General features: G+C 59.9%; 15 protein-coding genes. 7 read left to right on the forward strand and 8 right to left on the reverse strand.

The features are described from left to right. The first annotated feature begins 137 nt into the window (after positions 1 to 137). The gene (locus tag B7G54_RS25940; protein WP_085041664.1) at positions 138 to 827 is read left to right on the forward strand and encodes a response regulator transcription factor; all 690 of its coding nucleotides are present in this window, start codon (positions 138 to 140) and stop codon (positions 825 to 827) included. 108 nt (positions 828 to 935) lie between these two features. Here the strand turns inward: B7G54_RS25940 and B7G54_RS25945 are convergent, their stop codons facing one another. The 5 genes from B7G54_RS25945 to B7G54_RS25965 all read right to left on the reverse strand — a co-directional run bounded on the left by B7G54_RS25945 (position 936) and on the right by B7G54_RS25965 (position 8,755). After that, positions 936 to 1,910 (reverse strand): WD40/YVTN/BNR-like repeat-containing protein, encoded by a 975-nt coding sequence (locus B7G54_RS25945; RefSeq protein WP_175130504.1) that lies wholly within the window; start codon positions 1,908 to 1,910, stop codon positions 936 to 938. 16 nt (positions 1,911 to 1,926) lie between these two features. Then, positions 1,927 to 4,326, reverse strand: coding sequence for an efflux RND transporter permease subunit (locus B7G54_RS25950; RefSeq protein ID WP_085041665.1), 2,400 nt, complete (start codon positions 4,324 to 4,326; stop codon positions 1,927 to 1,929). 7 nt (positions 4,327 to 4,333) lie between these two features. Beyond that, the gene (locus B7G54_RS25955) at positions 4,334 to 6,040 is read right to left on the reverse strand and encodes a DUF1302 domain-containing protein (RefSeq protein WP_085041666.1); all 1,707 of its coding nucleotides are present in this window, start codon (positions 6,038 to 6,040) and stop codon (positions 4,334 to 4,336) included. Positions 6,041 to 6,056: 16 nt separating this feature from the next. Beyond that, positions 6,057 to 7,514: a DUF1329 domain-containing protein gene (locus tag B7G54_RS25960; RefSeq protein WP_244289429.1), complete on the reverse strand. Its 1,458-nt coding sequence runs from the start codon at positions 7,512 to 7,514 to the stop codon at positions 6,057 to 6,059. A gap of 260 nt (positions 7,515 to 7,774) precedes the next feature. After that, positions 7,775 to 8,755, reverse strand: a complete 981-nt coding sequence (locus B7G54_RS25965; protein ID WP_085041668.1) for an aminotransferase class IV — start codon at positions 8,753 to 8,755, stop codon at positions 7,775 to 7,777. A gap of 567 nt (positions 8,756 to 9,322) precedes the next feature. On the opposite strand from B7G54_RS25965, the gene B7G54_RS25970 reads away from it, so the two are divergent. Continuing rightward, positions 9,323 to 10,783 carry an aldehyde dehydrogenase family protein gene (locus B7G54_RS25970; protein WP_085041669.1) on the forward strand — a complete coding sequence of 487 codons (1,461 nt, stop codon included), beginning with the start codon at positions 9,323 to 9,325 and terminating at the stop codon, positions 10,781 to 10,783. A gap of 174 nt (positions 10,784 to 10,957) precedes the next feature. Here B7G54_RS25970 and B7G54_RS25975 read toward each other — a convergent pair whose 3' ends face one another. Together B7G54_RS25975 and B7G54_RS25980 are read right to left on the reverse strand one after the other, a co-directional pair. Then, a complete protein-coding gene (locus B7G54_RS25975; protein WP_085041670.1) occupies positions 10,958 to 11,557 on the reverse strand; it encodes a TetR/AcrR family transcriptional regulator in 600 nt (199 codons plus the stop codon). Between the two features lie 553 nt (positions 11,558 to 12,110). Next, positions 12,111 to 12,740: a TetR/AcrR family transcriptional regulator gene (locus B7G54_RS25980; RefSeq protein ID WP_085041671.1), complete on the reverse strand. Its 630-nt coding sequence runs from the start codon at positions 12,738 to 12,740 to the stop codon at positions 12,111 to 12,113. 780 nt (positions 12,741 to 13,520) lie between these two features. On the opposite strand from B7G54_RS25980, the gene B7G54_RS25985 reads away from it, so the two are divergent. From B7G54_RS25985 to B7G54_RS26005, 5 genes are all read left to right on the forward strand, one after another. Beyond that, the gene (locus B7G54_RS25985) at positions 13,521 to 14,378 is read left to right on the forward strand and encodes an NAD(P)-dependent oxidoreductase (RefSeq protein WP_244289430.1); all 858 of its coding nucleotides are present in this window, start codon (positions 13,521 to 13,523) and stop codon (positions 14,376 to 14,378) included. A 21-nt stretch (positions 14,379 to 14,399) separates the two neighbouring features. Next, complete coding sequence (locus tag B7G54_RS25990) at positions 14,400 to 15,278, forward strand: phytanoyl-CoA dioxygenase family protein (RefSeq protein WP_085041673.1); 879 nt, start codon at positions 14,400 to 14,402, stop codon at positions 15,276 to 15,278. Between the two features lie 598 nt (positions 15,279 to 15,876). Continuing rightward, positions 15,877 to 17,025: an MFS transporter gene (locus B7G54_RS25995; RefSeq protein ID WP_244289431.1), complete on the forward strand. Its 1,149-nt coding sequence runs from the start codon at positions 15,877 to 15,879 to the stop codon at positions 17,023 to 17,025. 203 nt (positions 17,026 to 17,228) lie between these two features. Continuing rightward, the gene (locus B7G54_RS26000) at positions 17,229 to 17,918 is read left to right on the forward strand and encodes a hypothetical protein (protein ID WP_085041674.1); all 690 of its coding nucleotides are present in this window, start codon (positions 17,229 to 17,231) and stop codon (positions 17,916 to 17,918) included. 50 nt (positions 17,919 to 17,968) lie between these two features. After that, on the forward strand, positions 17,969 to 18,265 hold the full coding sequence (locus B7G54_RS26005) for an EthD family reductase (protein WP_085041720.1): 297 nt from the start codon (positions 17,969 to 17,971) through the stop codon (positions 18,263 to 18,265). A gap of 294 nt (positions 18,266 to 18,559) precedes the next feature. On the opposite strand, the gene B7G54_RS26010 is transcribed toward B7G54_RS26005, so the two are convergent. After that, positions 18,560 to 19,828, reverse strand: a complete 1,269-nt coding sequence (locus tag B7G54_RS26010; protein ID WP_085041675.1) for an aminotransferase class III-fold pyridoxal phosphate-dependent enzyme — start codon at positions 19,826 to 19,828, stop codon at positions 18,560 to 18,562. Between the last annotated feature and the right edge of the window lie 430 nt (positions 19,829 to 20,258).

Genomic DNA, 20,258 nt, shown 5'->3' on the forward strand with positions numbered 1-20,258 from the left:
CAGCCTCTCTCCCCGATGGCGTTCGGCGTGTGTCATGCCGAGCGCCCACTTCAATTCGTCGAGTCATGCCCGTGAACCTGGAACACTGTCCGGAAGGGATTCATGCGCTCGAAGGTCAACGACGCGGAAATGCCATCATGCACTCGCTCATACTCATTGCGGACGACGCGCCGGAAAGGTCGTCAACGCTCGACACCTGCCTGACTCGCCATGGCTTTCGAACATTTCAGACCAACACCGCCGAGGCGGTGCTGGCCACGCAGCTGAACCTGAAGCCTGATCTGGTCATTCTCGACATCCGCGAACTGCGCGCGGATACCCTGGAAGTGCTCGCCGACCTCCGACGACAAAGCGATACCCCCATCGTTGTCGTCTCGGAGTGTGATCTGGACAGGGAGCGGTTGCGGGCACTGCATGCCGGCGCCGACGACTATCTTGTCAGGCCCTTCAACCCGGAAGTGGTCGTCGCGCGATTGCTCGCGATGCTTCGCCGCGCCGGTGCGCTCGCCCCTGAACGCCGTCTCCGGGTGGGTTCGCTCGAGATCGATACGGAAAGCTACATGGCGTGCGTGAGGACGTCCTCCGGCGAAGCGCCCGTTTCCGTCACACTCGTCGAATTCCGCCTGCTGGCTCACATGGCCAAGCTGCCGAACCGTGCATTTACGCGGATCGAATTGCTCAACGCGTGCATGGCGGACGTAAGTGCATCGACACGCACCGTGGACAGCCACATGAGCCGGCTACGGAGAAAGCTGATGGCCGCAGGGGTGTCGGGGGTCCTGGAAAGCGTGCACGGCGTCGGCTATCGTCTTCGAAAGCCCGGGTGAGGGCGCGGGCGTCGCTCGTTGTCCGAATCCGCTCTGGTCAGGACAGCTTCGAAGCAGCGAGCCGCGTTTCGCAATCACGGCCCGCTGCGCCAATCAGACACCAGGCAGTTACTGTGCGACGACCCCGTCGCGAGAAAAAATCAGCCATTTGTCGCCGGATGAGGGCAGGGCCGCGGTGTATGTCTCCCCGGTTCCGGTGTGCAGGCGCTGGAACGTCTTTCCATCATCTGCGCTTTGGGCCTGCAGCCCGTCGACACCCACCGCCAATACCGCGGAGCCTCGGGACGCAAGCGCGGTAATGGAATTCCTGGTGTCGAGCGTCGCGCGCGACCAGGTATGGCCGTTGTCCTCGCTTCGCATCAACGTGCCGCGCAGCCCGCCCACCAGAAGCACGCCATCGGGGAGTGCCACGCCGCACCAGAACGACCCCTTGTAACCGGTCTCCACGCTCTCCCACGTGTTGCCCTTGTCCCTGGAAATAAGGAGTTGCCCCTTCTCGGCCGTGGCGAAGATTTCGCCGTTCTTGTTTGAAAAAAGGCCGAACAGATTCAGGTCGGACTTCTTGCCATTCGGAAGAACGGCTTCTCTTTTGGTCCAGGTCTTGCCGCCGTCATCGGTGACGAGGATCAGCGACCAGAGCCCGACGGCCACGCCGTGGTTGGCATCGATGAAGTGCACGCCGAACAGCGGGCGATCCTCGGTCGTCGCGAGTCGTTGAATCTCCCACGTCTCGCCGCCGTCGGTCGTCTTCAGGATCGCGCCCCAGTGGCCGACTGCCCACCCTGTACTGGCGTCGATGAAACTGACGGACGTCAGCGTCGAACTCACGGGTACGGCCTTGGCCTGACGGTACGTCGCACCGCGGTTGTCGGACAGGAGAACGATGCCGTTCGCACCGACACTCACGACCCGCTGGCCTGCCCACGTTGCATCCAGCACGGCCGACTGGGTCGCAATGCTGGACTGGACGGCCGGAACGGGCTTGAGTGCCGGTGCGGATATCGCGCTTTGCATGCCGCCCAGCAGCGTTCCAAAGACGACGATACCGGCCGACAGGGAGAGAACCTTACGATACATGGTCATGGAATCCTCTTCTTCTTCAATGGGCGAGCAGGCCGGGTGCGCGCGCGGGCCGACGTCTCGGGAAGATGCGCTCGAGCCAGACGGCGAAGGCGGGCAGCACGGTCATGGCCATGACCATGTTGACGATGAACATGAATGCCAGGAGCTTGCCCATATCGGCCTGGAACTTGAGCTCGGAGAATGACCAGGTGGCGACGCCGATCGCGAGCGTGATCGCGGTAAAGATGGTCGCCGTCCCGATCTCGAGGATCGATTGTTCGAGCGCCTTGACGATTCCGACACCGTTGGCGAGATGCAGCTGCAGGCGGTTGTAGATGTAGAACGCATAGTCGACGCCGATGCCCACTGCCAGCACCATCACGGGCAGCGTGGCGACGGTCAGGCCGATCTGCAGCTCCTTCATGAACCAGTACCCGATGAAGGTGCCGATCGTCAGCGGCAGGCAGCATGCGAGGACGGCGCGCAGGTCACGGTACGTGACGAGGACGAGCAGGACGATGGTCGTATAGACGTACAGCATCATCGGCAGTTCGCTGCGCTCGATCTCGTCGTTGACCGCGGCCAGGACGCCGGCGTTTCCGGAGGCAAGCCGGATCTTCACGCCGGGCAGCTTGTCGGTATCGCGAAAATGCTTCGCGGCGTTGATTACCTGGGTGATCGTGGTCGCCTTGTGGTCTGCCAGATAGATGTTCACCGCGGTCATGCTGCAGTCCTTGCGCATGACGCCCGGCGTGCGGGCCACCTCGCCGGCCAACGATGAATAGTTGTCGGGGTCGATGGGGATCGCAGACATCTTCGGATTGCCTTCGTTGTATCCCTCGTTGTACTGCCGCAGCAACGACGAAAACGAAACGACCGACAATACGCCGGGAACGGCGCGCATGGACCAGACGAAGCGATCCTGATAGGCACCGGTTTCCACGTTGTTGCAAGACTGGGGAGGCGCTTCGAAGACGATGGAAATCCAGTCGAGACCGACGTCGTAGCTCGACGCGATGGAAACCGAATCCTTGTTGAACCGGGCATCGGCACGAAGTTCGGGCGCGCCTGCCTGCAGGGTGCCGACTACGCGGTCGCGGCTTTCCCAGGCCGCTACGCAGAACACCACGACGGCAGCGAGCAGGACGATCGCTGCATTGCGCGGAATGGCGACTTTTGCGAGCACGCGGAGCACGCGGCCGCGACTAACGGCATGCAGTTCCGCATTCTTTGCATAATTGCCGTCGACCTTGAGCAACGACGCCGCCAGCGGAAGCATCACCAGATTCGTGACGATCTTGTACGCCACGCCGAGCGAAGCGGTGATCGCGAGCTCGCGCACCATCGGGATCGGAATCAGGATCAGCGTGACGAAGGAAACGAAAGCCGTCACCAGGGCGAGCGTACCGGGAATCAGCAGCCCGCTGAAGCTGGATCGCGCCGCTTGCTCCACCGACTTCCCGTGCGAGATCTCGCGAACGATGAAGTTGATCTGCTGGACGCCGTGTGAAACGCCGATCGCGAACACCAGGAACGGAACCAGCACGCCTAACGGGTCGAGCCCGTAGCCGAGGAGATGCAGCGTGCCAAACTGCCAGACGAGCGAGACCAGCGAGCAGGTCAGCGGCAGAATCGTCAGGCGAACGGAGCGACAGTACCAGTAGACGGCCAACGCGGTCAGGAGCAGGGCGATCGCGCAGAACTTCAGGACGGACGATGCACCGTTTGCAATGTCACCGATCTGCTTCGCGAAACCGATGATCTGGATTTCATAGTTCGAATCCTCGAACTTGGCTCGCAATTGCGATTCGAGCGCCTGATCGAATGCCACATAGTCGACCCGCTCACCTTTGGCGTCCAGCTCGTTGAGATCGGCGGTGACCATTGCGCTGCTCTGGTCGCGCGACACGAGGCTGCCGACGAAGCCGCCCTGCGCGGTCGAGCGGGAAATGGCGCCGACCGTGTTGCTGTCGAGCTGATCGGGCGTCACGGTGCCGGGGATGAGCGGGTCGGCCCGGAACCCGTCTTCGGTGATCTCGTTGACAAACGAATTCGGAGTCCAGAGCGATTGAACGCTGCTGCGAGACACGTTCGGCAGAAACGTCACTGCCTGGGTGACTTCATAGAGTCGCTTCAACGCGGCCGGCGTCCAGATGCTGCCCTTGCGGGCCTTGACGACGACGATCAAACGGTTGGCGCCGAGCAGGTCACCGCGATACTCGTTGAATGTCTGCGTGTACTCGTGCCCCAGCGGAAGCTGCTTCTCGAACCCGGCATCCATGCGCAGCTTGACGGCGAAGCAGGCCATGACGACCGTGAAAAGAACCAGAAGCCCCAGCACGAGACGCCTGTGACCGAACAGCGTATTTTCCAGCGATTGAAGCGTTCTTAGCAGCTTCCCGGGTCGGGCTGCGTCGGAAACAGGCGTTTGATTCATATAGACCTCAGAAATTTCGAGATGCGACGATTGCCACGAAGTCCCTGTCACGTAGCGGGTTGGCCAGAGGATTGGTCGGGCCCATGAAACGGGTGTAGTTCAATCCGACCTGCCAGTTCGCCGGGTTCTGTATGAAATTCACATACAGGTTCATCGCCGTCACGCCGCGCATGAACTGGGCATTCACGTTCGGCGTATTGCCAAAGAGGCCGTATCGAACGAATATCCCCGGATTGACCTGCCACCCGGGAATGACGGTGCCGTCGTAAACCCAGTTGAAATCGACGTCGATCCCGCCGGAGTATTTCGTTCCCTGAGCGCTGCCAGGCGAGTTGAGTGCGCCGGTCGCGAACAGGTCGTTGAATTCGTTCCCCCACAGAAGCGCACCGGGAGAAATCGGCGACCCGCCGTAGCTCTTGTGAAGCCCGGGATAAGCAATGATCACGGTCTCGGTCGTCAGGGTGGCGGTCTGGGCGCCGAGCAGCTTCAGGAATGCTCCGGAATTGCCTGGCTGGAGCGAGTAGAGGGTCGTCAGATGCCACTGGAATCGCTTCTCGTCGACCCAGCAGTTCCCCCCTTGCGCGACGCATCCACTGGCCGGATTCAGCGGAACGGCATCTCGCGGGCGGTACGACAGTTCGGTACCGATTGCCCAGTCGCCCACGGGGAAGTTGGCGCTGACACCGATCATGTGGCGGTCTTCCGGAAATCGGAAGACCGTCCCGCCCGTCGAACTCAGCGAGACTTGCGGGAACTTGTCGTGGTACGCGATCGTGTAGAAGCCGAGATTCAGGTCCGTTCCCGCGGGCTGGTAGCGAATGGAAAAGCCATACTGCCCGCCGTTTTTCGGATGAACCGTCGAGACGCCATACGCGTTGTTGCCTGGCCCGACGATCTGATTCGACCAATAGCTGCCAACCGGCGGAAGGTAATTCTGGTTCCAGTTGCTCTGGAAGTACCCTTCGACGTTCACGCCGTGACCCACGCCGGATGCGACACTCACGATCGGCGCGGGCAGGATGATCTCCTTGACCTGCGCCCCGGGCTGGGACGCGCGATTCACGTCGATCGCATTCGTCGCATTGACGCCGCCGGTTTCCCAGATGCTTTCGCCCCAGCTGACGACCTGATTACCCACACGGACGCGTGCAATCTGGTCGCCTACGTTGAACTGCTTGCTGACCCACAGGTCGAGCAAGCGCGGCTTGAAGCGGATGTTTTTCTCGGCATTGGACGGGAGCCCGCCGCTCAGGTTGGGCGACGGGTTGTAGAACAGGTCCTGTCCGCTGGTTGCGCCTGTCGTGCGGGTACCGGAGTAGTCGTATTGCCAGGTACCCCGTGCCATGAACGTGAGCCCTTGAGACGGCATCTTCAGGACCAGCTCGTGGTTGCCCTTGAGATAGCTCGTGAAAGGATCTCCCTTGCCGTAGTTGATGTCGCCCTGATCGGAGAGGCCGCTCAATTGACCGAGTCGGCCGCCACCGGTCTGCGCACCGGTGGCCACGTTGTAGGTCGGCGATACGAGATTGCTGCTCGGCGAGGCAGTTCGAACGCCGACGCCCGCCGATATCGTCGAATCGAAACTGCCTTCAACATTCCCGATCGTGAAAGTGAAGGCGTGCGCGCTGCCGCACCCGAGGGCGACGAGCGCCGAGACCGCAGCGCGCACGAAAGCCACACTGGATCGGGGCTGAAACGAGGAGGTGGTAGCCATTTTGTTTCGGCGCCTGTCAACGCTCGCTCAACGCACGGAGATTATCGGCGTTGTAGAAGCTGGGCTTGTAGTGTTGGTCCGCCGACGAGTCGACCGACCACTTCGCGTCCCGTCCGGCCGCGAGCATCGAACCGTCCACGAGGTACCGGCCGTCGACGAGGTTGTATTGAGCGAATGCGAGCGTGTCGCAGCTTCCCGTCTCATACACCGGAATGACGTAACCTTCGCGGACCTTCGAGATGTTGCCCTGCGCGTCGTAATCCACCGCGCCGAGGTAGCTCCAGCTGTCTTCGTCGATGTAGAACAGGCGCTTGGGCGCGGTATGGCGCATCCCCTGCTTGACCGCGGCTTCCACGACCCACACGCGATGGAGTTCGTAGCGACGCTTCGACGGGTTCACGAAGTCGGGGCCATAGGCATCTTCGAATTTGTCCGAGAAGTCGTACATGCCCAGGTCGTTATAGGTAACGATCATTTCCTTCTTGCCGAGCAACTTCCAGGAGAATCGGTCCGTCTGTCCGGAGAAGACCATTGCTTCATCGATGTTGTACTGGTTGTCGAATCCGATCTGGGGCGCATCGTACGCATACGACGGCATGCGACGGGTCCGGCGCTGCCCCGGGAAGTAGTAGAAGACTTCGGTCGGCTTGTCGGCGTAGTTCGTGAAGATCGCGGCCTGGCCGGCAATGGCCGCCGGGGATTTGTACGCGTAGTAAGCGTTGCCTTCGACCTGATTGACCTTCGCGAACGTCGTGCCGGCCTTGTCACCCCACGGCTGGTAGATCCACGCGTCGGAAACGTTCTTGATCCAGTCGGACGCGCCCTTCCGCGGGGAGACGACGGTGATGATGTCGCGCATCTCGACGCCGGCGCCGCGGTAGTGCAGCTTCGCGTTCCACATCACTTCCGCGCCGGTCTTGGGCACAGGGAACGGGTAGCCGGGCAGGTGCGCATCGGTGAGTTCCGATCCGTCCGCCGACATCTTGGCGAAACCCGCGTTGTTCTTCGTGTTCTCCGCGACGAAATCGGGAACGCCACACGTGCGCCGCGAAGGATAGACCGGCATCGTGAAGCCCTTCAGGTTCTTCAACAGCGCAATCTGGCCCGGGTTGAGCTTGTCCGCGTACTTGTCGACATTACTGGCGTCGATCGTATACAGGGGCTTGTCGGACTTGTATTTGAAGAAATCCGCGCGGCGCTTGCCGTAAGCCCAGCCCGCCCCGACGTTGCCCACCGGTGTCCAGGCAGGAATGCCGCTCGCGGTGCCGGCGACTTCGGCGCCCGATGGCGTATGAGACGAATCCGTACCTTCGGCCAGCGCGCCGGTCAAAGACATCGCGACTGCGGAAGCGATGACGGACAATTTCGCTGCCGATCGGATGAGCGAAGCGGATTTCTTGAAAGAATGAGTCTTGACCACAGCAATCTCCTTGACCTTGACCAGGTAACGTGCACCCGCCAAAGGGTTGTGCATAGGCGAATGCGGATGAACGTTCAGGAAACCCTGCCTGTTCATTAGCTATGCGAAATAAATGAAGGTGCGCTTTTGCTTTGTTTTATTGAATCGGCGAACGCCAGGCCACCGTGACGACGTAGGCGTTCGTATTGTCCGGCTCCCTGGTGGAGGGCCGGACGGTTGGTTGATGCATACAGCTATCGGTCGCCCACCCAAGCCGAATGCGACGGGTTCGACCGGGTCGGCTCCGTACGCGCCACTTTCGAGTGGCCTCCGGCTTATGCCGGGACCGACGAGAAGTATTCAGCCGGCTGAGCGTGCCATCCTGCCCAGCGCTTCTCCCAGTAGAGGTTGTGAATCTTCTCGGAGATCGGGCCGGGGCCGTTGCGGTTGCCGAGGGGCTGATCGTCGACGGCGCTGACGGGCATGATTCCGCCTGCGGACGAGGACGTGAAGGCTTCATCGGCTTCGCGCAGTTGGGTCGCGGTGTACTTGCCGATGTTCACCTTGATGCCGAGCTCGGCGGCGATATCGAAGACGCTCTGGCGCGTGATGCCCAGCAGGCAGCCTTCGGCGGGGGTGTGAAGCTCCCCGTTCTTGACGAAAAAGACGTTCGCGCCGGCCGCCTCGGTGAGGTTGTCGTTTTCATCGACGAGAACCGCCCAGTCCTTTTCCTGCGTCATCGCTTCGAACAGGGCGAGCTTCATGTCCATCCAGTGGAAGTTCTTGGCCGTGGGATCGACAGCCTTCGCGGAAATGCGGTTGTACCGCTTGCTGACCAACAGGTTCGAGCCTCGCGTGCGGATCTCGTCGTCCGCCTGGAAGAAGAACGGCACGGCAAAGGCAAACATCGCGTTCTTCATTGCGCTGCGGTCGCGGCGGTCGACGCTCAGGGGGCCGCGGGTGACGCACCACCAGACGTAGGCATCCTTCAGGCCGGCGTTCCGGACGAGATTGTGGAGAATCTCCTTGACCTGGTCGCGATTGAACGGATTCTCGAGGAAGAACTTCGCCGCCGACTCTTCCATGCGCGTGAGGTGATCGTCGAGCCGGAAGAAGTTGCCGCGCGAGACGGTGACGACGTCGTAGGCCGCGTCGGCATGCAGGAATCCTGCGTCGACGAGCGGGACGGTCGCTTCCGTGATGGGGACATATTTGCCGTCGCAGAAAGCACTGCCGGCTTCATAGCGGGGTTCGTGCGGAGCGCGAGCATGCAATGGGTTCTCATGCATGATCTGCTGTACTTGAATGATTGCCATGGTGATTACCTTTCGCTCCCGAGGGAGAGTTGTCGTTCGATGTTGACGTCAAAAAGCGACCGGATCGCGGTGCGCTACTTTGCGGATTGCTTACTTCCTGGCTATCCGGCGTGAAGTCTGACACATGACTTGATCAAGTGACCGTGTAGTGGAAAGTATTGCTCGAAAAATTCCTTGTCGATGAAGGTTAACCCTCTGTGATTCGCGCTTGGATACTCGAGCGGCGAGCAGACCTGTACGTGCCGCCCGGTGAGCGTCGAACGTTCGTGCCGGTAGACCGAACCGGTCCGCCAGAGAAAAGTGGCTTCAACGTAACGCGCGCTTCGCTGGAAGTCGCCTCGTGGTTTCGTCTTCGCCGTCGTCCGGCCGCACGCATTGCAGATATTTCTGCAGTTGCATGGCTGTTCGTTCCCTGAAGCGTCCAACTTTGAAGTGCCGGCGGCAATACTGATTATTACTGAGTCACACGACTTGGCCAAATGATCAAAAAAGACGGTAGTATGGATCCCCCGGGCGATTCCGCGGCTGCAGGCTCGCCCCCGAGACCAACTGACATGGAGCGAACTGATGCCGATCTTTGAAGCAGACCATCTTCGCAGGGCGTTCATCGGCGGCCGCTGGGTGGCGCCGGCGAACGGTGGCATTGAGCACGACATCATCGATCCGGCGACAGGCGAAGTCTCCGGCGTGTTGCTGTTCTCCGACGAAGCGGATGTGAACCTGGCTGCGAAGGCGGCGAGCGACGCCTTCGCGGCATTCTCGAACACGCCTCTAGCCGAGCGGCTCGAGATGCTCGAGCGCGTGATCGGTGCATATACCGAGCGGTTGCAGGATATGGCGGACGCAATTACGCTCGAGATGGGCGCACCGATGGACGCTATTTCTCGTCCGCTTCAGGCGGCGCTGGGGCTCTGGCACCTCCATACGACCCTGGAAGTTGCAAAGCAGTATCCGTTCGAACGAACCCAGGGCACGTCGCGGATCGTGAAGGAGCCGGTGGGCGTGTGCGGGTTGATTACGCCATGGAACTGGCCAATGAACCAGGTCATGTGCAAGGTTGCGCCGGCGCTGGTGGCGGGCTGCACGATCGTGTTGAAGCCCAGTCAGAATGCGCCGTACTCGGCCATTGTTCTCGCCGAGATCCTTGAGAAGGCCGGTGTGCCTCCCGGCGTATTCAATCTCGTGCAGGGCTCGGGGCAGCGCCTGGGCAGAGCGATTGCTTCCAGCCCGTTGATCGACATGGTGTCGCTGACGGGTTCGACGAACGCTGGCGTGGAAGTCGCTCAGGCAGCGGCGACGACGATCAAGAGGGTGACGCTGGAACTGGGCGGAAAATCGGCGAACATCATTCTGGATAGCGAAAACTTTCAGCAGGGCGTCACGCATGGTGTGCTCCAGATGATGGCCAACTCCGGCCAGACATGCACCGCACCATCACGAATGCTGGTGCCGGCGCATCGTATCGAGGAGGCGGAACGGATTGCGGTCGCTGCATGCGGGCAGGTTGTCGTCGGCGATCCGCGCGATCCCGGTACAACCATGGGGCCCATGGCGAACCAGCGCCAGCATCGAAAGGTGCAGGAAATGATCGGGGTTGGCCTCGAGGAGGGCGCGGTGCTCCTGTCGGGCGGGCTCGGCAATCCTCCCGGGCTTGAACGAGGCTACTACGTCAAGCCGACGATCTTCAGCCGCGTGAACAATCGCATGAAGATCGCAACCGAGGAGATTTTCGGCCCGGTACTGGTGATCATCCCCTATCAGGATGAATCGGATGCCGTCGCCATCGCCAACGACTCGCCGTACGGATTGTCCGGCTACGTCTATGGAGATTCGATCGAACAGGCGGAGCGTGTCGCAAGAAAATTGCGAACCGGGATGGTGCATTTGAACGGCGCGGCCGTTGATATCGCAGCACCGTTCGGCGGCTACAAGCAGTCCGGCAATGGACGCGAATGGGGCTACGCCGGCATCGAGGAGTTCCTGGAGACGAAGTCCATGTTCGGCGCGACGCCGGGCGCTGTCAGCTAGCTGGAATCGACGGCGGGCGCCCATTTCGGCTGGGCGCCCTGCACGATGCCGTCGCGCATCGACGGGACAGTGACGAGATCCAGGTCTGCCATGGAGCGGGGTGCTGGGCGAGCATGCATTGCATGCGCTCTGTCAGGGTGCCGGTTTTCGACGCAACGACGCGCGCATCGATTCTCAAACCCTTGCGGTCGAGTTCGAGAGGGTGGTGGCAAACGCCTCCAAAGCCGAACTCGCACTATCCAGGTTCGCCCTGAGCGTGCGAATATTCGGTTCGGCATGCCAGCTATTCAGCAATCCATCGATCAGGATGATGCTCATTCTGGCTACGGGCTCAATCATGTCGTGGTTGACTTGTGGCGCGCACTTGCCGAAGTAAGCGATCGCGCGCTCGACAGTCTGGACATAGGTTTTCAATGCGAAATCGGGGCGATGACGCTCGGCCCACTGGATCAGCTCGGACTGCACGCGGGCATACGACGGATGCTGCGCGAACCATTCGACTGTCTTGCGCAACTGCCATCCGGCGAGTTCGCCGAAAGACTGAAATTCGCGATCAGCCGGGGCGTTCGCCGCGAGAAGCTCGAACAGGGATTCGTAGACTGCGTCGAACAGATCGTCTTTGGTATGGAATACATAATGAAGCGATGCCAGAGGGCAGCCTGCGGCTTGAGCGATTCGCCGCGTGGTGGCCCCTGCAACGCCGTGCGCGGCGATGACCTCAACGGCAGCGTCAACAAAATCTTGTCGCCGCAACGCAGCGCGAACTCTTGTCATTGGTAAACTCCGGTACCCGAAAATACTCATCCGTCGTGATACATGGTCAAGTGACCATAACTCTCGTGAATTATGTCGGCTTCTTGAAAGTTTGTCCATGAACGGGCCGGGCCACTGGTGCCCTGCATATCCAGTTCGCTTGGTTGAGCCGACTCCGGGAAAGTTGATCTTATGACTTGATCAATTGATCGGACAAAGTTAAGCAGACCGAGATGCGCTGTCGATGGAGGTAAACCCGTGGGCGCGAGAGTGGCGACGTAAGACCGGGGTTGCCGGCCGGAAGTGTCCGATCGCTATGCGAATGGAAACGGGATGCCTGGCCGCAGTTGGTGTGGATTTCTGGCGGTGCCCGCTACCTCGCGTCGCACGCGTCGCGGTCGGACGCGTGCGACGGCTCCTGGAAGCACTTTTGAGCAGCGCATGCGAGTCGGGCGGCGCGTGGGACGAAGTTGCGAACGTCATGCGCCGCGAGCCGTGCGGTCATTTTGAAGAGACGACGCTGTCGCTGTGAAGGCACCGGGGGAGTGGTGGCCTCTGGGCAGATGGCAGCAGCCTACTGCTTCCGTACCGACTTGCGAGCGGTCTTGGTGGTAGAGCGCGCGTCCGAAAGTGTCGCTGCATACGAGGCCAGCATCTTGCAGGCGTGGTCGACATCAGCCGCCAGACGTTTCGGATCTTCCTGGGCAAACCACGAGAAAAGCAGCCCGTCGACCAGGATAATGGTCAGCCGCGCGATGGCATCCTGCGCCTTGGCATCCGCACGTGGCTCGGCGGAGGACAGGTTGCCGCGGGCGCCTTCCAGGGAGATGCGAAAGGCGCCAATGGCCACGTCGGGCTGATGCCTGAGTGCCCAGGTAAACAATTCCGACTGGGTCTTCGCGTATGTCGGGTTTGCTTCGAACCAGGTCATCACGGCGCGCAGGTTGAACTCCGCCAGGTCGGACAGGGTGCCGTGCTCGGGAGCCTCGGGGCTATCCGAGCGGATCAAGTCGATCAAGGATTCGTAGACGGCGAATAACAGCTCGTCCTTTGAGTGAAAGACGTAGTGCAGGGAAGCCAGTGGGCACCCTGCAGCCTCGGCGATGCGACGGGTCGTGGCACCCTTCACGCCGTGCTCTGCAATAACCGCGACAGTCGCCGCTACGAGGTCCTGGCGGCGGACTTCAGCCCGTACTCTCTGCATAGGCCAGAGCTCCGTTTTATGTCTTTGTCCAAAGGTGCTACCCGTGCAGGGTAGTCGAATCCTCGGATATTAGCATGACGATGAACGGCATTTCGCAAGCAACGCAAGGCATGGTCCTGCACGGATGTTGCGCTGCCATGGCGGCGCGAGAAATGCCGTTCACAGGTACGTGCGAGGCATCATCGCGGCGCCGGTGAGGCGCGGTGCCAGACAGACATCACGATGCCGATGCGATTCACAGCATGCTTCGGGAACCACGGGGCGCACTCATTCATCGGGCATCGGCTCGCCTCGCCTTGTCGAGCGGTACTTCTTTGCCGAGCGGCGCTTGCGTTCCTGTTTCGATGATGCATTCTCGTAGATGCGCAGGTACGGCGACCCACGTGCGTGCACGTAAAAGCCGCCGTGCGTGGTGGAACGGGCGCACCTGCGTTGGCTTGTACGGTGCTCTCATGAGGTGGCTAATGGAAACTCCGTATTCCAAATGTCCTGTCGAGGCATAAGACTCGTGCCTGTAGCTTCGTGGTCATTTGATCAAGTCAATTTGTCTGCACCACTGACGTGACTTTGGGCATCACTTGGTGCGGCTGATTCCCCGCTTCGGGGCATATGTCTTGCCATCGGGCCGGTCAGCCGCCATGCAGAGAAGGGCGAACACTTGAACCGGGTTGGCATGTGCCTTGCTTTATGGTCATATGACCAAGTCTATTGATCTAATTGTTGACTTGAGCGCTGGATATCTCTTGGTGGTGTGGTTAACGACAACGATAGGGTATGCGAATGAGCAAATTGATTGCTGTCTTGGGCCTGGGGGTGATGGGGGCTGCAATTGCCACCACCCTGATTGAGGATGGCGAGCAGGTCGTCGTCTGGAACAGAAAAGCGGAGAAGGCGCAGCGCATGCGTGAGCTGGGAGCCCGCGTTGCCGATAGTGCCACGGCAGCCTGTGCTCAGGCGGACGTCATCGTCGTCGTGACAGCGACACCGATTGACCTTGCGGCAGATTTCGAGGCGCTGGGCGAGCGCCTGAAAGGGAAAACGATCGTCAATCTGGCAACCGGGCGCCCATCCGAGGTTCAGCAGCTGGGGCAAATCGCGAGTGGCGCTGGAGCAAAGTTCATCAGCGGAACAATCCAGTGCTTCCCGCCCGATATCGGCAGCGAGAACGCCGTCATCCTTTTGGGTGCCGAGGAGAAGATCTGGAACGAAGTTGAACCCGTTCTTCGGAAGATCGCGCCGCAATCCACATACGTCAGTGCAAGACCCGATGTGCCGAACGTGCTCGACGTCGGGTTGACGGGTACCTTCGTTTTTGGAGCTGGCGCCGCCTTCCTGGAAGGCCTCAGGTTCGTGGTGAATTCTGGCGTTTCGATCGACGAGATTCGTGACCTGATCCCAACCTATCTCGCCGGCCAGACTCACTTCCTCGAGGGTCTGTTCGAATCCGTGGCGGCTTCAGACTATCAACCAAAGGGCGCAGACCTGGACATCTACGCGCGCGCGACCGGGCTGTTCCAGCAGGCACAGGAAGATATCGGGCAGCCGCCGCGAATTCTGAAGGCACTCCGCGAGCGAATCCTGTCATCCATCTCAGAAGGCGGCGGCGACCGCGGATACGCTGCACTTTTTAATCATTGACAACCTGTTGGAGGAATCATCATGTCGTTGCAGCGCCTTTCAAGTAATAGTACTCCTGACGATCTTGCGAATGCAGTTCGGCAGGATGGTGGAGCGATCGTCAAAAACTTTCTCGGTTCCGACTTGCTCGCGCGGGTCCAGCGTACGCTCTTTGACACGCTCGAGACTGCTCCGAACGGAGTCGACGAATACTTCGCCGGTACGCAGACGCGTCGCGTCTCGCGCCTCTTCGCGCGTACCGACTGGATGGCCGAAGTTGCCTTGCATCCGCTCTACCTGGGCGCGGCACGCAGCATTCTGCAGACGCCGATCAAGATCTGGAGCGGCGAAAACCAGGTCGATGTCGCTCCCGATATTCAGGTGGGGGTGACGCAAGCGATTCAGATTCGACCGGGCCAGGGTCATCAGCCTTTGCATCGCGACGACTCCGTATGGCTCTGGCGGCACCCGAGCTATGGGCGCGAAGCCCGGTTCCAGGTGATGGTGGCGGTATCTGACTTTACGGAGGCAAACGGTGCCACGGTTGTCATCCCGGGTAGCCACAAGTGGGACGACGAGCGCATGCCCAAGCAGGAGGAAGCCATTCCCGCGGTCATGTCTGCCGGCGATGCGCTGTTCTTCATCGGCTCCACATATCACGGCGGCGGGAAGAATACCAGCGACGCACCGAGAACCGGCCTGACGATGTCGTATGACCTGGCAATCCTCCGTCAGGAAGAAAACCAGTACCTCACGGTGCCCATTGAACGCGTGAAGCGCTATCCGGAAGAGCTGCAGCGCTTGCTCGGCTGGACGTACGGCACGACTTTTGCCGGCTTTGTCGAGCGGAACGGGCAAATGTCGGACCCGAATGACCTGTTGAAAATGAAGGATTTCCTCGAGGTCGGGCATTTCGATTAACGGACGGGATGTGTGATGGAATCCTGGCCCGGTTTTCACGTGTGAATTGGACGACTCCATCATCTGAAGGTGGCGTAGTCGGTCGGCGTCATTGCTGGAGTCGGTCGACGGAATGCGTGTCGGTGCCGAGAAAGCGGGATGGCCGGCATTGCGGGCCGTCAGCGCCTATGCATACGGGCCGCGTGCTGGACGGAGTCGACAGTCGATGGTGCCTGCTGCCCCGGTAGATGGCGTGCTCGCACTATCGACAATCTCGGAATGCGAGGTCGCCCTGGAAGGACCGCGGAGAATCGAGATTCACCATGCCGGACTCCAGCATCCGTGCGGGCGCTATCCCCTTGCATTCACGGGGTGTAATTTCAACGGTTTATTGAAGTTAATGACTAGCGCCATTCCGGGTTCGGCATGGCATGCAATTCGTATTATTGATTGCCACACCGGCCGATATTGGGATCGATGAAGAGCGGGAAAGTTTGATATTGCGATTTTTCGATTGGATGAGGCAGTCTTCGAAATAGTGCCAATATGGATGCGAGTCCGAAGGCGATTCGATACTTCGCCGCGATCTCGCATTCGTGCAAACGACAAGGAGTCGATCGTGAATGACGAAATAAAGGGAATCAAAAAAATTGCCCTGCTTTATACAGGGGCCGTGGTCTGGACTCCATCCTACCTGCTTCCATTCAACATCGAGGAGTCGATGGCCCGGTTCGGACTGTCCGAAAGCGCCGCTGGATGGCTTGCGTCCGCGGTACTTCTCTGTCTTTCGTTTTCCATCATCATTTTCGGTCGGCACATGGCGACGTTGAACAAGCGAACGGGGGCGCTGGGTGCGGCAGCGCTTGCCGTTCTGTCGACGTGCGCGATGTTTTCAAATAATTTTTATATATTCGTCGCTGCAAAGCTGGTTCTCGGCGTCGCCCTGGGCGTCAGCTGTGTTTGCGCGTATGGGGTGATTTCACACGTCAAGCACCCGGAGAAGGTTGCGGCTCAAGTCGCCGTGGCGATGGCCGTCATATTTTCCTGTGCGATGTACGTTGTACCGATCGTGAATGCGACGATGGGCAATATCGGTGTGGATGCCGTCCAGCTCGCCGTTGTCGTGGCGGCTCTGTTTCTCGGCGCATTCATGCATCCTGCCATCAACGCAAGCGAGGAAGGTGTCGCGAAGGATGCCATCAAATCCAATGACGTCCGAGGGATTCTGGTCAGCGCATTCTTCATCTATGTTTCGCAGACGGCCCTCATGGGATTCGCCGCAGAGGTTGCTGCAACCCGGGGCGTCGAAGCGGAGCAACTCGGCATGCTGTTCATGGCCAATGCTGCCTTCCAATTGCCGGTGGGGGTAGTGGTCACCTGGCTGGGTGATCGCTTTGGTTTGTTCAAGCCGATCGCCTTTGGACTCGCGCTGTTGATCGTATGCAGCCTGGGCATGTATTGCGTGGGTGGCAGGTGGGCGTTTCTCGTGTCAACGGCCCTCGTCAGTGCCGGTGCGACGCTGGTTGCCCCTTATATGGTGGGGGCACTTTCGAAAATGGATTCCAGCGGGAGAAGCACCGCGACCTGTGCGTCGGCAATCAATCTTGGGCTGGCAGTGGGCCCCGCAATTGCAGGCACAGTGTTCAGCGTGGCCGGTTTGCGCGCGGTCGGCTGGCTTTCCGTCGGGTTGCTGGTGGTGCCGACCCTTCTGACCAGCGTTGCGATCCGACAGCTCAAGTCGCGACATTCCCAGGCAGCTATCGCTTGACGTGCGAGGCGAAGCGATCGGCTTGCTGCACGAACACGCCCGGCCCTTGCGGGTGCCGGGGCGGCGCCGGCCGCCTGACATGCCAGTGCGAAACCAACCTGTATCGGTAGCGCCATCTCGGGTCGAGAGGTGACGCAAGGATGGGCATTGACGTTGGCAAGCGTGATGGTGACTCAAATTCTTGACGATCATTGGAATTTGTCATGGAACTCAAATTTTATCTTTATTGTCTTGCTGACCTCGCATTGATAACGACTTCACTCGTATATGGCGTGAAGCTTCTCAGGAAACGCAACTGCCTCCTCGGGTTCGAGTGGCTGGTCACGACGTTTTCGGCGTCGAATTTAATGATCAATGCGTTGACTGGCGAGCACGTCTTTCTGAATGTCACGCTTTTTTGCGATGCGTTTTCCAGGGGCTTCGGCGTACCTGTTATCACCATCGCCGGCATGATGGCTGTCACGCATCGATATAAACCATCGTTTTTCACCGACGTCGTGTATATGGCGGGTGCGCTGGCAGGAACCATTGTTGTGTGGACGGCAGATTTCATGGTTGAGCCCAAGCCCTATTTTTACCTGGTGATGTGGTCCTTGTTCTCGGTTTATCTCGTTTCCGTTGTCAAGCGGTTGCTGAGCGCTGGAGAAAAGCGCCACGCTTTGAGCGTGATCCTGGCACTGGTATCCACGCAGATCATTGCGAGCACCTACGACTTCTACCACATACCTGGCGACGGCGATCACATGATTTTTTATATCTTCGCGTTGCTTTCCTGGTCTTACCTGTCCGTCTCACTGTATTACGCCTATTGTGCGCTGGAGCGTGCGCAGGAAAAGGAAACGGACTTCAATCGACGCTACACCCTTGGCAGCCTGGAACGAAATCCGCTGTGATTGCCGTGCCACGCTGGAATGCCCTTGGATCTTCATGCAGGAGAATGGATGTGGCTACTTTAATCGTGAGCTATCCCGCTGTAGAGGGTGTGCCATTTGATCGCGAGTACTATCTTGCAACCCACGCTCCGCTTGTCCGGGCAGCGTGGGGCGAATTCGGCCTGCAGTCGGCGGAGGTTCTGTTTCCGGCGTCAGGTTCGCAGCCCTTTGCCTGCGTAACGGTACTGCGTTTCAGCGATCAGGCTGGAATCGATGCGGCGCTGTCGTCTGCCAGAACGGCCGAGGTGATCGGCGATGTGCCGAACTTCACCCACCTCCAGCCGACGATCTTCCGTGCAGGCGACTGACTGAAGCGGCGTGATTTCTTGCGCTGAAGGGCGCGCGACTTGCGCTTGGTGGCGTTCCGGAGCGATGTCGCGCGCATATTGGCCAATGAGCCCGTCGTTGCCGGAATGGCGATCGGCAGCACACTGAATGGTCGACGGGAATTTGACGAAGACGCGGTCCGACCGTGGATCGAGCGCTGCCTGAAGCCACGCGGATCGATTGCTCGAGCGGCCACTCAGGGGTTTGACGCCGGGTGAATTCGCCCGGCAATACAGCCTTCGGCCGGGGGCCGAAGGCTCATGAAACATCCGGCATTAACGTTGCACGGTGTCCAGAATGTCGAGGCGGTTCAATGCAACCGACTTCTGCTTGATCGTGCCGAACGCCGCTTCGGTTGCTTCGAGCGTACGCGCGATGTCTTCGTCGGTATGGCTCGCCGTGAAGAACATGTTGTGCCACGGGTGGAGATACGCGCCATTTTTGATGACTTCCGACGTCCACGCCCGGCCGCGCGACACGAGCTCGTCGTCACCGGCGAACAGCATCTGGGGCATGACGCTCGGCCCGGTCTGCTTGAGTTCGAAGCCGTGCCGCTCGGCTTGTTCGGCGATGCCGGCGCGCAGCTTGTCCGCCAACCGCCTGGTGTGTTCGAGGTAGTCCGTCTCTCGTACCAGGCGCAGCGTTTCGATGGCCGCGGCCATCGGCACTGCCGAGAGCCAGTAGGAGCCCGTGACGAAAATATTCGTCGCGGCCTCTCGTGCCTTGTCCGATCCGAGCACCGCGGCGATTGCATAGCCGCCGCCGATGGCCTTGCCCCAGCAGCTGAGGTCCGGGTGCACGCCCCAGTCCGACCATGAACAGTCACGCGACAGGCGCAGGCCCGTACGGACCTCATCGACGACCAGCAGCGCTTCCTGCTCATCCGCGAGGCGACGGCATTCCTTGGCGTACTCGATCGACGGGAAAAACTGATCGTAGAGCACCTCGTGCCGGAAGGGCGTTGCGTAGATGGCCGCTACGTCACCGTCGACGCTCTTGACAGCGGCATTGAGACTCTCGATATCGTTGTACTCGAAGTAGACGACGTGAGCCCGGTCTTCCTTGGTAATCCCCGTCGTATAGGGCACGTTCCACGGAGACGCACCGTGGTACGTGCCTCGTGCAACAAGGATCTTCCGCTTCTCGCGATAGGCGCGCGAGATCACCATGGCCATCGAAGTGGCGTCCGAACCGTTCTTGCAGAACATCGCCCAATCGGCGTGGCTGACCTGTTGCGTGAGCGCCTCGGCAAGCTGAACCATCACCTCGCTGGGGCCCGTCGCCGTGTCGATCTTCTGCAACTGGAGGGCCGCTGCCTGCTCGATCCGCTCGTTGCCGTAGCCGAACAGATTCGTGCCGTAACCGCACACGTAGTCGATGTATTTGTTGCCGTCGACGTCCCAGAGATAGGTACCTTTCGCCTTTGCAAAGTACAGCGGGAAATCTTCCGTCAAGTACTTGACGCTCTGGTGACCGTACATCCCGCCAGGGATGACCTTTTCAGCTCTTGCGAACCACTCGTCCTTCTTTGCCAGCCTGTCCATGCTCGACTCCTTGTGAAAAATTCGTTCCCGGAACGTCAGACCTGGTACCAAGTCTTTTGACTGAGTCATTTGACAAATTATCAGGGGCCCCGAAATTTGGGGGATGCAGCCTCTGAAATCTCGCGTCTCGTCGTTAGATCGACGCGCCGTTGAGCCCGGCGTCGCGAATGCAACCTACTGCATCGCGCGTCTGGGCGTTTGTCACCGTTTCATGAAACTGGGTCATGTGACCAAGTCTAGTGTCTACAAATGTCTTCCAGACGGAAATTGGCGTTTTCCACTAGCCCTGTGCAGCAGTGGGGCAACGTCGCGCTCGGCATGTCACGGAGATGGGGAAGAGGCAAGTTGTGCGCGGTAGATTGCGCACGTCAACCCCGTTGTGATCGAGGCGATCGCGTGCCAGGCGCACGGTCATTGAACATCGTTGCAA

This window comes from Burkholderia puraquae, assembly GCF_002099195.1.
In the GTDB taxonomy this organism is placed as follows: Bacteria; Pseudomonadota; Gammaproteobacteria; order Burkholderiales; family Burkholderiaceae; genus Burkholderia; species Burkholderia puraquae.

What these genes read in the sequence shown, in the direction of transcription:
- B7G54_RS25965 (WP_085041668.1), bottom strand. Translation starts at nt 8,755, where the DNA reads ATGGCAATCATTCAAGTACAGCAGATCATGCATGAGAACCCATTGCAT.
- B7G54_RS25970 (WP_085041669.1), top strand. Translation starts at nt 9,323, where the DNA reads ATGCCGATCTTTGAAGCAGACCATCTTCGCAGGGCGTTCATCGGCGGC.
- B7G54_RS25990 (WP_085041673.1), top strand. Translation starts at nt 14,400, where the DNA reads ATGTCGTTGCAGCGCCTTTCAAGTAATAGTACTCCTGACGATCTTGCG.
- B7G54_RS25975 (WP_085041670.1), bottom strand. Translation starts at nt 11,557, where the DNA reads ATGACAAGAGTTCGCGCTGCGTTGCGGCGACAAGATTTTGTTGACGCT.
- B7G54_RS25980 (WP_085041671.1), bottom strand. Translation starts at nt 12,740, where the DNA reads ATGCAGAGAGTACGGGCTGAAGTCCGCCGCCAGGACCTCGTAGCGGCG.
- B7G54_RS25955 (WP_085041666.1), bottom strand. Translation starts at nt 6,040, where the DNA reads ATGGCTACCACCTCCTCGTTTCAGCCCCGATCCAGTGTGGCTTTCGTG.
- B7G54_RS25985 (WP_244289430.1), top strand. Translation starts at nt 13,521, where the DNA reads ATGAGCAAATTGATTGCTGTCTTGGGCCTGGGGGTGATGGGGGCTGCA.
- B7G54_RS25940 (WP_085041664.1), top strand. Translation starts at nt 138, where the DNA reads ATGCACTCGCTCATACTCATTGCGGACGACGCGCCGGAAAGGTCGTCA.
- B7G54_RS25960 (WP_244289429.1), bottom strand. Translation starts at nt 7,514, where the DNA reads ATGCACAACCCTTTGGCGGGTGCACGTTACCTGGTCAAGGTCAAGGAG.
- B7G54_RS25950 (WP_085041665.1), bottom strand. Translation starts at nt 4,326, where the DNA reads ATGAATCAAACGCCTGTTTCCGACGCAGCCCGACCCGGGAAGCTGCTA.
- B7G54_RS26000 (WP_085041674.1), top strand. Translation starts at nt 17,229, where the DNA reads ATGGAACTCAAATTTTATCTTTATTGTCTTGCTGACCTCGCATTGATA.
- B7G54_RS25945 (WP_175130504.1), bottom strand. Translation starts at nt 1,910, where the DNA reads ATGACCATGTATCGTAAGGTTCTCTCCCTGTCGGCCGGTATCGTCGTC.
- B7G54_RS26010 (WP_085041675.1), bottom strand. Translation starts at nt 19,828, where the DNA reads ATGGACAGGCTGGCAAAGAAGGACGAGTGGTTCGCAAGAGCTGAAAAG.